The 11963-nt window shown below is 48.4% G+C and carries 11 protein-coding genes; 6 read left to right on the plus strand and 5 right to left on the minus strand.

Annotation, left to right across the window (positions count from 1 at the left end; genetic code table 11):
- Window positions 1-190 precede the first annotated feature (190 nt).
- Complete coding sequence (locus tag QUA62_RS28220; RefSeq protein ID WP_333408122.1) at window positions 191-805, minus strand: transposase; 615 nt, start codon at window positions 803-805, stop codon at window positions 191-193.
- A 41-nt stretch (window positions 806-846) separates the two neighbouring features.
- Window positions 847-1392 carry a helix-turn-helix domain-containing protein gene (locus QUA62_RS28225; RefSeq protein WP_333408123.1) on the minus strand — a complete coding sequence of 182 codons (546 nt, stop codon included), beginning with the start codon at window positions 1390-1392 and terminating at the stop codon, window positions 847-849.
- A 105-nt stretch (window positions 1393-1497) separates the two neighbouring features.
- Between QUA62_RS28225 and QUA62_RS28230 the strand changes: the two genes are divergently transcribed.
- The 6 genes from QUA62_RS28230 (at window position 1498) to QUA62_RS28255 (ending at window position 8004) form a co-directional block, all read left to right on the plus strand.
- Window positions 1498-2181 (plus strand): nucleotide disphospho-sugar-binding domain-containing protein, encoded by a 684-nt coding sequence (locus QUA62_RS28230; RefSeq protein WP_333408124.1) that lies wholly within the window; start codon window positions 1498-1500, stop codon window positions 2179-2181.
- A gap of 508 nt (window positions 2182-2689) precedes the next feature.
- Window positions 2690-3586, plus strand: a complete 897-nt coding sequence (locus QUA62_RS28235) for an NmrA/HSCARG family protein (protein WP_333408125.1) — start codon at window positions 2690-2692, stop codon at window positions 3584-3586.
- A 211-nt stretch (window positions 3587-3797) separates the two neighbouring features.
- Window positions 3798-4622, plus strand: coding sequence for an alpha/beta hydrolase (locus QUA62_RS28240; protein WP_333408126.1), 825 nt, complete (start codon window positions 3798-3800; stop codon window positions 4620-4622).
- An 85-nt stretch (window positions 4623-4707) separates the two neighbouring features.
- Window positions 4708-5553, plus strand: a complete 846-nt coding sequence (locus QUA62_RS28245; protein WP_333408127.1) for an SDR family oxidoreductase — start codon at window positions 4708-4710, stop codon at window positions 5551-5553.
- A 348-nt stretch (window positions 5554-5901) separates the two neighbouring features.
- A complete protein-coding gene (locus QUA62_RS28250) occupies window positions 5902-6909 on the plus strand; it encodes an SDR family oxidoreductase (RefSeq protein ID WP_333408128.1) in 1008 nt (335 codons plus the stop codon).
- A 33-nt stretch (window positions 6910-6942) separates the two neighbouring features.
- Complete coding sequence (locus QUA62_RS28255) at window positions 6943-8004, plus strand: NAD(P)/FAD-dependent oxidoreductase (RefSeq protein ID WP_333408129.1); 1062 nt, start codon at window positions 6943-6945, stop codon at window positions 8002-8004.
- Between the two features lie 590 nt (window positions 8005-8594).
- Here the strand turns inward: QUA62_RS28255 and QUA62_RS28260 are convergent.
- The 3 genes from QUA62_RS28260 to QUA62_RS28270 form a co-directional block, all read right to left on the minus strand.
- Window positions 8595-10433 (minus strand): DUF1998 domain-containing protein, encoded by a 1839-nt coding sequence (locus tag QUA62_RS28260; protein WP_333408130.1) that lies wholly within the window; start codon window positions 10431-10433, stop codon window positions 8595-8597.
- 166 nt (window positions 10434-10599) lie between these two features.
- Window positions 10600-10986 carry a hypothetical protein gene (locus QUA62_RS28265; protein WP_333408131.1) on the minus strand — a complete coding sequence of 129 codons (387 nt, stop codon included), beginning with the start codon at window positions 10984-10986 and terminating at the stop codon, window positions 10600-10602.
- Between the two features lie 117 nt (window positions 10987-11103).
- Window positions 11104-11963 (minus strand): helicase-related protein (locus QUA62_RS28270; protein WP_333408132.1); only part of this gene is annotated, 860 nt, incomplete at its 5' end.

Here is an 11963-nt window from a genome sequence, read left to right on the forward strand (position 1 = left end):
TAGGAAGCTCTCTCTAAATTCACCAGAATTTCTACTCAGCTAACGCTGAGTAAATTTGTGCTTAGTCTAAACTCCAAGAGAAAGAGCTGCTTGCAAAACAGGAGAAACGAGAGCGTGTGTTTCATAAGCCAGCCAAGGCTGGGGTAGATAAGGCCCTAGTAGAGGTAGGCGGGAGTTAACCTACCATTGATTATTGCTTCAATGCTTTGCCCGAATAAGTCCATTTGAAGGGTTTAGCCATTGTGCAATTGAAGTAATCGATGAATTCAAGGAGACGGGTTTTGAGTTGAGCTTTACTGATGAAATTGGCTCGCCTGAGTAACTTACGAACCAAAATACTGAACCAAATCTCAATCTGATTGAGCCAAGAACAATGCTTGGGGGTGAAGTGAAACACGATTTTATGAGTGAGGTTACGCAAGAAATCGGATCGAGTTGGCATCGATTTAAGAATACCCGATATCCCTTTCACCCCGAGAGGAACCTCAAGCCCTTCAAATTTTGCCACAAACCGAACCAAGGATTCCGATTGATGAGTGTTCAAACAATCCATCACCAGATGCCATTTGACAGCATCAGGGTCACTAGCCATCAGGTGTTCGACGTGGCTCAGATAGTCCAATTCAGTTCGGGTATCGCCAATGGTCGCAGCGACCACCTGACCTTGAGCAACATCAAAACTCGCGATTAATGTTTGGGTGCCGTGGCGAATATACTCAAATTCTCGCCACTCCCGTTTGCCCGGACGCATCCCACGGTCGGAAGACTTGCGCTCGATGGCTTGAATTCCTGTCATCTCATCCATCGAAATCGTCCGCTCTCCCCGCTCGGCACGCTCTATTGCACTCAGGTAGACCTCACAGATGTCTTTGATTTTTTCATCAAACTGTGGGTCGGGGGGGGATTCAACCAGTATTGTGACTGGTGCGGTTTTAAATCGGCTTCTGCCATCAATCTCCCAACATGGCGAGGGGAGATGCTGGTGACTATGCCTTGTTTGAGCGCTTCATCTGCTAGCTCTCGCGCACTCCAATGACTCAGCGGTCGCCCAAAGATTTCCGGTTTCTCACAAGCGAGCGCAAATAATTGAAGAATCTGTTCTAAGCTGAAGGTCATTGGACCTCCGAGTCTCTCGGCATCGGCTAATCGCTGCACTACTTCCAGATTCTTGACACTCAACTCTAACCAACGATTACGCCACAACGAAGCCATCTCTCGACTGATGTTGAGGGCACGAGCGATTTCTCGATGGTTGTATCCTTCGTCTGCTAACAGAATAATCCTGGCTCTTAAGGCAATTTGCTGGGGAGTCCGATGACGGTTGACAATCTGCCACAGTTGCTCTCGTTCTGGAGCTGCCAATTCCAAGGGCTTTGGGGCTAGTCTGGGCATCGATCTGTTCTACCTTCTACATCTTATAAATGGTAGCTCTATTCCCGCCCAAGTGTACTAGCCGAACTTGGCTGCGGTCCGCTACCGTGTTCCCCCCTAGAAAGTATGTCTGTGCTGCCCGATCTTTATCTGCAACCGGGAATCGAGAGTTTTCAGTATTCGGATGATTCGTCCTCCTCGTCGCATGTGCACTATATCGGTCTTCTACCGATGCCCCCAGGACAGCCTGCGCTGCCAACGTGGTGGCATGAACTCGATCGGACAAAGCGCGTGGTTCTTGTGACTCAGGGAACGCTCACGAACCGAAACCTTGGGCAACTCATTGGTCCGACGTTGACTGGCCTCGCGAAGGAAGAAGACGTGATCGTTCTGGCAACCACGGGAGGACAACCGATCGAGTCGATTCTTACCGAGATTCCGGCAAATGCCCATGTCGCGCCGTTTCTGCCTTACGAATTGATTCTGCCGAGTGTAGATCTGCTGCTGACGAACGGAGGATATGGCACGGTAAATCTGGCGCTCGCGCATGGGATTCCGATAGTCTCGGCAGGGATGACGGAGGACAAGGGGGAGATATCGGCGCATATACAGTGGGCTGGTGTTGGAATCGACCTGAGAACCAGTCAGGCAACGGCAGAGGGCTTACGTGCAGCGGCGAGAGAAGTTCTCGATAACCCTGTGTATAGTGAGCGGGCGAAGGAGCTTGGGCTGGAGTTCGCCAGCCACAACACGGAGATGGAGGTGCTCAGACGGATCGAAGCGTGTGTTCTTGAGCCATCGACCGTTTGAAAAATAGGGTTAATGTCAGTAGACCGAAAACTTCTGCGTTAGCGAAGCTCACCGAAGGTATCGCTCTGTGATGGGAACTCTCTCATCTTCTACAGCTTGTATTTTTTTTCCTAACTAACAGTTATTGGCGGTCTTCCCAAAGGAATTCCACTGAGTCTAATTCCTCTCTCTTTTCTCTTTATACTAGGCTCGATTGGAGCGGCTTCGATAAATTTGATCCGCTCCTGAAAGGGTAACTCGAAGTTTTCCGGTGGGGTGGGGGTTGAGGAAAAGGGCAAAGCGAATCTTTTTTATAACGGGCTTCATCCTTTTGTGGGAATTGCAAACCACTTAATCAAGGTCTTTTTTCCTGAAAAATACCACGCTTCACGATAAGTTGCAGCTTAACTCAATGAACTTGCGTGGTCTAAATGAAATGCCTGTTGAAGAATGAGAACAACGAGGGAAATGTCGAGTCAACGCCTTCCTTCGCCTTGAACCCAACCCATACCAATTCAGGAGAAATCCCATGCCACAGTCAATCAACGCAGAACGACTTATCTTAGTCACCGGCGCTACAGGCAATCAGGGAAGCGCGATCGCCCGTCATCTTTTGCAACGCGGCAATTTCAAGGTTCGCGCCTTGGTGCGTGACCCAAACAAGCCTGCATCTGTTGCCCTCCAACAAGCAGGCGCAGAACTCGTAATCGGAGATCTCAACGATCGCGCTTCCATTGATCGCGCTTTGCAAGGTGCCTACGGTGTTTTTTCGCTACAGATCTTTCAAGATGGATTAGACACCGAAATCCGTCAGGGCAAAGCGGTTGCAGCCGCGGCTTCATTGGCGGGCATCCAGCACTTCGTCTACAGTTCGGTGGGTAGCGCCGAACGCAACACAGGTGTTCCCCATTTCGACAGCAAATTTCAAGTCGAAGAATATATCCGAGCGAGCGAGTTGCCCTACACAATCCTGCGACCCGTTTTCTTCTTCTACAACTACAACATGATGCGCCCGATGCTTGAGACTGGAACGCTCTTTCAGCCATTGAGTCCTGAGACGAAGTTGCAGCAGCTTTCTGAAGAAGATTATGGGGAGATGGTCGCTGATGTATTCGATCGCCCCGCAGACTTCATGAACCGCGAAATTGAACTTGCCAGTGTGGACATGACCATGCCGGAAATCGCTGCTGCGTTCAGTCGTGTTTTAGGAAAAACTGTCGAATACCAACAAATTCCGTTTGAAGCGTTTGAGCAGCAAATTGGAGAGGAATTGACTATCATGTATCGCTGGTTTGAGAACGTCGGCTACGCAGCGGATTTAGAACAGTTGAAACATGATTTTCCTGCACCGACGGACTTTGAATCTTATTTGCGCGATCACGACTGGCAAAACCAACCAGAAGGGCATCCGATGTCGGGTCGATAATTCTTTGAAACCACTAAATATAAGAGACAGCCACGGAATCAGGGTCTTTTTTCCTGAAGAATACCACGCTTCACAATAAGTTGCAGTTTAACTCAAGGAACTTGCGTGGGCTAAATGGAATGTCTGTTGAAGAATGAGAACAACAAGGTAAATGTCAAGTCAGCGCCTTCGTTCCCTTGAACCCAACCCATAGCGATTGAGGAGGAATTCCATGAGTACAATCACAACGCAAGATGGCACACAGATTTACTACAAAGATTGGGGTACAGGACAACCCGTTGTCTTCAGCCACGGTTGGCCTCTGAATTCTGATAGTTGGGAAGCCCAAATGCTGTTTCTAGCAGACCACGGATTTCGGGCGATCGCTCATGACCGTCGTGGACACGGGAGATCGAGCCAACCCTGGAACGGAAACGAGATGGATACCTATGCTGATGATCTCGCGACACTGATTGAAACGCTAGACCTGAGCGGAGCTACCTTAATTGGTTTCTCTACAGGCGGCGGTGAAGTTGCCCGCTATATCGGTCGCCACGGCACAGCGCGAGTTGCAAAAGCCGCACTGATCTCCGCTGTTGGGCCGCTGATGCTGAAGACAGAGAATAATCCTGACGGACTGCCGATCGAGGTATTCGATGGGCTTCGCGCCGGCTCCCTGGCTGACAGATCGCAGCTCTATAAGGATCTCGCTAGCGGCCCCTTCTTCGGCTTCAACCGTCCGGGTGCTAACGTTTCGCAGGGCATGAGTGACTGGTTCTGGTTCCAAGGAATGCAGGCAGGACACAAGAACGCCTTCGACTGCATCAAGGCATTTTCTAAGACGGATTTCACTGGTGATCTCAAAAAGTTCGACGTGCCAACGCTGATCATTCATGGCGATGATGATCAGATCGTGCCAATCGGTGCCGCCGCGATCACCGCCGCCAAACTGGTGAAGAATGTCACTCTGAAAATCTATCCCGGCGCACCTCACGGTTTAACAGATACGCACAAGGAACAACTCAACAGCGACCTTCTATCGTTCCTCAAGGACTGACACTAGACGTTGCTGTGAGACATCTTTCTCAGAGGGATGAACCCCGGTGTAAGCATTAGCAATTATTCGCCGCAAGCATTGTGGATTGTATTCAACAAAGAGATTCAGCGATCGCCACGAGAAACTGGAATGTTTAATCTGCACTCGTATCAACTTTAAAACAGAGGTAAGAATGATCACACTTGAGAACAAAGTCGCTTTAGTCACTGGAGCCACGTCAGGAATCGGTAAAGCGACTGCTCTCGCACTGGGAACCGCAGGTGCAAAAGTTGTTTTTTCAGGCAGACGCGACACAGAAGGAGAGGCAACCGCTGCAATGATTCGTCATGCTGGCGCTGAATGTTTATTTGTACATTCAGATGTATCGAGTGAGGAAGATGTCAAAGCGTTAGTACAGAAGACAATTGAGACTTACGGACGCCTCGATTGTGCCTTCAATAATGCAGGGATTGATCTACCTCCAAAACCCCTGCATGAACAATTAATCGAAGACTTTGACAAACTCATGGCAATCAACGTGCGGGGACTCTTTTTGTGTATGAAACATGAGATTGGGCAAATGCTGTCTCAAGGATCTGGAGTGATTGTCAACAACTCCTCAGTCGGAGGTTTAGTTTCGTTTCCAGGGGTATCTATTTACAGCGCGAGTAAACATACGGTCATGGGGCTGACACGAGGGGCAGCGCTTGACTATGCCAAACAGGGTATTCGGATCAATGCGATTAATCCTGGCTTAATTGCGACTGAGATGACGGATCGCTTCACTGACAAGTTGGGCAGCACGGCAGATGGTTTAGCGTCTATGGTGCCAATGGGACGCATGGGTCAGGCAGAAGAAATCGCTCAAGCCGTGGTTTTTCTCTGCTCTGATGCTGCCAGCTACATTACTGGCCAACCTCTGGTCGTAGATGGCGGATTCACAGCGAGCTGATCGAGACAATCAAAATCAGGGCTACTATCTCGTCGAGGAGGCGTGGAGCAGTTGCCGCCAAATCCGTTGACGAAAACCCTGAAACCGCCAACATCAGACCCTCTCGCTAGCGACAGTCGCAGTGAAGCATTCCATCCTAAAAGTGTATCCAGGCTCACCCCAGGGTTTAACCGATACGCACAAGGAACAACTCAACAAAGACCTTCTATCGTTCCTCAAGGACTGACACTAGACGTTGCTGTGAGACATCTTTCTCAGAGGGATGAACCCCGGTGTAAGCATTGGCAATTATTCGCTGCAAGCATTGTGGACTGTATTCAAAGAAATTCAATTTTAGGAGTAGAACCCATGAAATTAAAGCCGATCAGTCAGCAAGTAGTCGCCATCGTTGGCGCTTCTAGTGGAATTGGCAGAGAGACAGCCCTGCGGTTTGCCAAAAAAGGGGCAAAGGTTGTTGTTGCTGCTCGTAGCGAGTCTGGGTTGGCAACGTTGGTGGAGGAGATCAAACAGTTGGGTGGAGAAGCGATCGCCGTCATTGCCGATGTCAGCGAATTTGAACAGGTGAAAGCGATCGCCGATCAAACAGTTGCAGTTTACGGACGACTCGATACCTGGGTGCATATCTCTGGAACCAGCATCGTTGCACCGTTTGACCAAATCACACCGGAAGAATTTAGAAGAGTCATTGATGTCAACCTGAATGGACAGGCGTATGGCGCAATGGTGGCTCTACCGCACCTCAAAAAAGAGGGAGGTGGCGCACTCATTCATGTTTCCTCATTAGCAGCAAGAGTTCCGTTTCCATTACAAAGTCCCTATGCAGCTTCCAAGCACGGCGTAGCAGGCTTTTTAGATTCCATGAGAATTGAATTGCAGTACCAGAAACAGCCGATTAGCGTCACGAATGTGATGCCGGCCATCACAAATACCCCCATTTTCAACAAAATTCGGACGAAAATGGGAGTAGCGCCGGCTGGATTACCGCCTTACAACAAACCCAGCACCGTTGCCGATGCCATTTTATATGTGGCCCAGCACCCTACGCGTGACTTTGTTGTGGGTGATATGGGGCGAGTATTAGAGATGCTGCAACGCATTGCCCCGTTGATTGTCGATCGCTTATTTCTCCAGGTTGGCTTTACCGCTCAACTGACAGGTGAGCCAAAATCGGCAGATGCACCGGATAACCTATATGCCCCAATCTCTGGTTACGACACCGTAGAGGGCGACTTTGGCAAGTTAAGTGTACCCAGCTTCACGGATTGGCTAGATAGAAACCCGCCGTTTAAGTGGGGCGCGCTCACAGTAGTTGCGGCCTGCGGATTGATTGCCATGCTGGGGGGTATTTCAGGCTAAAAACCGTGTTGTTATGGTGTCGCAACTGAAGGCATGACGATTGGTTCCACGCTGATTGACTTCTGTAGCGTTGGCTCCCTGCGGTTGCGATCGCCTAACTCACTCGATGGTAGGTTTCAATTTTTTCTTACTGCTAACTCAATGCCAACAACATTAGAACAGGCTATGAACGTTAACTCACGGACTGATGTTTTTGATGTCATCATCGTCGGTGGTGGCCCAGCAGGTTTGACTGCTGCTTTGATGCTCGGACGAGCCTGCAAACGGGTCTTGGTCTGCGATGCTGGAAAGCCACGCAATCAAGTTGCTCATGCTGCTCATGGTTTCTTGTCTAGAGATGGAATTTCACCTGCACAACTGCTGCAAATTGGACGAGAGCAATTGCGTTCTTATGATGGTGTTGAAACTCAGGTGGGTGAAGTGGTTGATGCTCAAAAATTGGGCGATCGCTTTCAAGTGACTCTGAGTGATGGCAACCAATTTGTCGGTCGCAAACTACTGTTAGCCACGGGTATGAAAGATTCACTTCCGGCAATTGATGGATTCGCAAAACTCTGGGGTAGCAGCATTTTCCACTGTCCTTACTGTCATGGTTGGGAAGTGCGAGATCAACCTTTAGCGATTTATGGCAGAGGTCAGGTAGGACTTGAAATGACATTCATGCTGACCGGCTGGAGCCGCGATTTAGTGTTGTGTTCAGATGGTTCTGCCGAATTAACTGATGAACAACGACAGCAGTTATCAAATTGGGGGGTTCAGCTACGCGAAGAAAAAATTGCTCGACTCGAATATCAAGACGACAAACTAACAGGTATCGTTTTTACGAACAATAAAGTGCTGCCCCGTCGCGGTATATTGCTGCGCCCTCGATCGTATCAGCACAGCCATCTAGCCGCAAAGTTAGGTTGTCAACTTGGCAGCGATGACATCGTACAAGTGGATGAGAGTAAGCAAACCTCGATTCCTGGAGCCTATGCAGTGGGCGATGTGTCTAGCCCTTATTCACAGATCGCCGTAGCAGTCGCGAGTGGGACGCTCGCTGCTGTTTCCATCAATCACACTTTGACTGAAGAAAATCTGGTTCAGCTTAGGTAATCCAAAACGGTTGGAGCGGGGGTTACAGTACATCGAGGCAGGAATTCAAGAGGGATAATTTAAACCTGTTGTTGAGCGCACGTTCCTGCTTGAGCCAATCGTCGAAGCCTATCGCTACATGGAATCCAATCAACAAATGAGCCCAGAAGGACAACCCTCGGTTGCGCTCCGCTTTCTGACTCGATGAAGCACTGCATAATGGTGATCGCGGTGGATAGCGATCTGGCGAATGTTTACCATCTTCTATTGGGTCATTCGTTTTCTGTCCAATCACATTCAGGAGCGTGAAGGGGTATAGCCGAGATACGGGCAAAATAGGACATGACGTAAAGTTTTGTAAATATAAGACAAAATGACTTGAAGTAACAAAGCCTGAAATATTTAGCAGTAAAAGATTTCCGCTTTTTGGGTCTGTACGAAGGCAGAGTATTAGTCATACTCTGCCTTCTCAAACTTGGTTGAATAGTCAGCTAATTTAGGATGCTTTTGTGCTTGCAAACTTCCTCGAAAGCAAAGTCGCGACTTATTTGTTACGTTTCTTAATATCACGTCCTCGGAATGCAGGTATCTCGGCTGTACCCCCTTAGAGGTCACAATTCATCGGGGAAAAAAGCAGCACTGTTACCACTAACTGTGTTTACGACCAAAGCCCGATCGAGAAAATCGTTGCGCCGCTCGCAAGAAGTCTCAGCAATCAGCAAACACCCATGACAAGCAGCCCCATGTAAGAAACGGTCTTCGGCATCATTTTCCGGCCCGTGTTGAGCACACACAGGGTCGTTAGAGCAAAGCCTTCCTAACTCCAATGCGCTGATTAACAGTAATTCAATGCGCTTGCCAATTTGCACCAGTCCCCCCAAAGTTCCATCATTACCAGAGGTGCCGGTATAGAGCAAAATACCGTAGCCTGAATCCCCAGCATAAATGCGTTCCCGGATCGCACTAGCCGCGTAGCCACATTCCAGAGAAACAGCAGTAATTAATAAGTGAGAGAGGGAGTGCAACATAATATAAGGCAATCCCGGAAACTTGGCTTTGTCCTGCGGAATCCCTCTAGTGTTACACCATTTCTGGAAACCTCTATCCAACTCTTCCCCTCTTTCTCGAACAGCTTTTTGCTTCAGCCATTGGTCAATTGCCTGTTTTTTAAAGGCGATAAATACTCCTTCACCCCTATTTTCAATCGCCGGTACCCACGTCGGATCGATGTCAAGAGCTGCCCGTCGCACGTTAATATCTAATTCACCCTCAATATCCGGCATAGCTGCTTCAAAACGAGTAAATCCGACTTGTGCCACGACTTCTCGGAGCCGATGCACTAGAATAATGCGTTCAATGCGAGCTGTTGCGAGAGGATTTAGCCCCTCTAACTTGCGAGCGCGGGCGTAAAAATCTCCTTCGGACACATCTTCCCCGACTTCATCAGGGCTAGCAAGTAAAGTTTCAATCTCCACTTGCTTAATGCTCTTTTTTATATTAGAAAATCCTGCCTTTCTTCGCTGTATTTCTGCCCAAACCGCTTCGTTGCTTAAACCTGCTAAAGCATTAAAAACTTTTTGTTTTTTTCGCTCTTTTCTGATATCATTTAAGTCTTCTGCATATTGCAGGAAATCTTCATAAACTTGATTTACAGCTTCCCTGAGTTTGGCGTCGGTGTCCGGTAGAGAAATCACGCTAAGCACTTGAGCAAAATAAGCATTACTCGCCGATCGCACTAACAGTCGATTATACAAGGAGCGATCGCCCTCTTTAGAAAGGCAAGGTTCTTTTGCAACCGGGCCGAGCCAAGGGCGCTCTCCCAAGCACTTGCCGAGCACTTTAGAATACGGGAGAGTGGCATCAGAAAGGGGGCGACGGGCTTTGCAAGCTTCGCACCGGACGAAGATTTCAGCAAAATCATTGCCAGAACCGCTTTCATCGAGCCACAATTGCCCTCGGCATGGAGCGTCCAAATTGTGGTGGGCAAAAGCATTCCAATTGATATGGCTGATATGTCCGTTGGCGCAAGCTTGCACAAAGCGCACCGGAACAACAGGCTTTTTCTTCTTCTCAGCATTAAGATATTTTCCCTTAACTAAACTTCCCCAACGAATTAAAGGTCTAGTGCGGTATTCTTTGCCGTTGGGAGCTTTCCAAGTGCTATCATCTTGTGCTACAAACCAAGTGGGAAATGTAAATGCGGTGATACCTGTGCGAGAGCCGCTGGGGTTTTGTTCATCTACAGGGGGAGCGTACAGGGCAACGCGGCCCAGGCCGAGAATTTCGGCAACTCGCTCTTCCAGGCGGTCTTCGTGGATGCGCGATTTATCGCCCCGCCACTGGTTTAACCCGCCAATAATAATCGAATAGTTGGGCAAATCGACCATTGCCCCCGGCCCGAAGGTGGTTAAAATTTGACTTTGGCGAATTTGTCCTGATGGGATTTTCATATTGATTTTAGTTAGTTTGTAGTTGGTAGCGTATGTCAGGATTTTTTGGAGACTCGGTAAATAATATTTGTTTATGATGCACCCTACTGAGTTTATTTGTAGGGTGTGCCAGAGAGAAATTTGCTTGCAATTAAATCATCTTTCTTTGCGAGGTATCCTGCGCGAGTTAATCTTCCTCATCAATTTCGATCCCATCTGGATTTCTCACCCACAAATTGACAACAGGTTCCACATCTCTCAAACTGCGCTGCGCTTTAAATTTTTTAGCGGGTTGCGGTTGCCTCTGCAAGTCGGGGTCAAGGGGGTCAAATAATAAAGGGGATGCACGTCCGACTTCTTGCTGATATTGCAAACTGTCTTTTTCCGCAGCAATTTGTTGCCAAGTGTCCAGCAAATCTTTGACTCGATTTTTTAGTTTTAGACGCAATTCTTCTGTTTCTTCGGCGTCTCGGTCTTGGTCGTGGATTTCAGAACGCTGGGCAATGATATCCGCAACAAAATCTAAGTTAGAGCGCTGTTCTGTAATTTTAATTGCATTTAAAGGTGCGGTCATTTCTGAATTACCTAGACGCGCTAAAGCAACGGTAATAGCAGCAATCCCCCGGTCAATGGCACGAGGGGAAAAAGGCGTAACGCTGGTTGCTTCGACTGCCCGGTAAAAAGTGTTGTGCTACGCGCCGAAACGTTCGTAGTGAGAGCGATCTCGCGGTCTGTGTACATTTAATAATGTTACCACTAATCCCGGTCGCTGTTCGTCTCGCCCTACTCGCGAGGTTGCTTGAATGTACTCGGCGGCTGTTTTTGGCTGTCCTAATACGACCATTAACCCGAGGCGAGTTATATCTAAGCCCACAGAAATCATATTAGTTGCTAGTGCAGCGTCCACCCGGTGTGCGTCTGAAAAAGCTAAGGCTAAACAGCGCTTTGCTTCCGAAACTTGGCTAGTGCTAACGCGAGAAGTTAATTCTAAAGGTTCATCGTTAATTTGGCGGTTAGCGAAACATCCTGACTGCTCATTTTCCCGTTTTCTCTGGCTATACCCTAACAATCTAGATTTGACTTCATCTTCAACGATGCGCCGACTTCCCCCCAGTTCTCGCAGGGAGTTAAAATAGCCCAATAAGGTCATGTAAGAGTCAGAAGGATTATTTTTATTCCTCGCGCCGCCGTTGGCATCCCAATGTTTTTGAGCCGCCCCTAATACAGCTAAATAAGTTCGCAGCAAGATGACTTTTAAGCTGCGACCTTGAGCGGCAATGCCGATATAAGTGCGGGGGTTTTGCTCCGTAGCGGGGACAGTTTTGGCGAAGAATGAATCGCGTCGGTCTGGGCCAGGAGGCGGAAAAACATCGACTTCGGTGCGACCAAATAAGGCGCGAATTTGTTTTGTTGCTCGCCGTACGGTTGCAGTTGAAGCAACTATTTTAGGATAGATTTTTTTGCCATTTTTGTCAATATAGCAATTCCATTTGAGATGTAAATATGGATTTCTCTGGTAAAATAGGAAAGTTTGATAATAAATGAAAGGGA

The sequence above is a fragment of the Microcoleus sp. MON1_C1 genome (assembly GCF_036701945.1).
In the GTDB taxonomy this organism is placed as follows: Bacteria; Cyanobacteriota; Cyanobacteriia; order Cyanobacteriales; family Microcoleaceae; genus Microcoleus.

Coding starts and splice junctions, on each gene's coding strand:
- QUA62_RS28255 (WP_333408129.1), top strand. CDS start 6,943: ATGACGATTGGTTCCACGCTGATTGACTTCTGTAGCGTTGGCTCCCTG.
- QUA62_RS28240 (WP_333408126.1), top strand. CDS start 3,798: ATGAGTACAATCACAACGCAAGATGGCACACAGATTTACTACAAAGAT.
- QUA62_RS28250 (WP_333408128.1), top strand. CDS start 5,902: ATGAAATTAAAGCCGATCAGTCAGCAAGTAGTCGCCATCGTTGGCGCT.
- QUA62_RS28235 (WP_333408125.1), top strand. CDS start 2,690: ATGCCACAGTCAATCAACGCAGAACGACTTATCTTAGTCACCGGCGCT.
- QUA62_RS28220 (WP_333408122.1), bottom strand. CDS start 805: ATGGATGAGATGACAGGAATTCAAGCCATCGAGCGCAAGTCTTCCGAC.
- QUA62_RS28225 (WP_333408123.1), bottom strand. CDS start 1,392: ATGCCCAGACTAGCCCCAAAGCCCTTGGAATTGGCAGCTCCAGAACGA.
- QUA62_RS28265 (WP_333408131.1), bottom strand. CDS start 10,986: ATGACCGCACCTTTAAATGCAATTAAAATTACAGAACAGCGCTCTAAC.
- QUA62_RS28260 (WP_333408130.1), bottom strand. CDS start 10,433: ATGAAAATCCCATCAGGACAAATTCGCCAAAGTCAAATTTTAACCACC.
- QUA62_RS28230 (WP_333408124.1), top strand. CDS start 1,498: ATGTCTGTGCTGCCCGATCTTTATCTGCAACCGGGAATCGAGAGTTTT.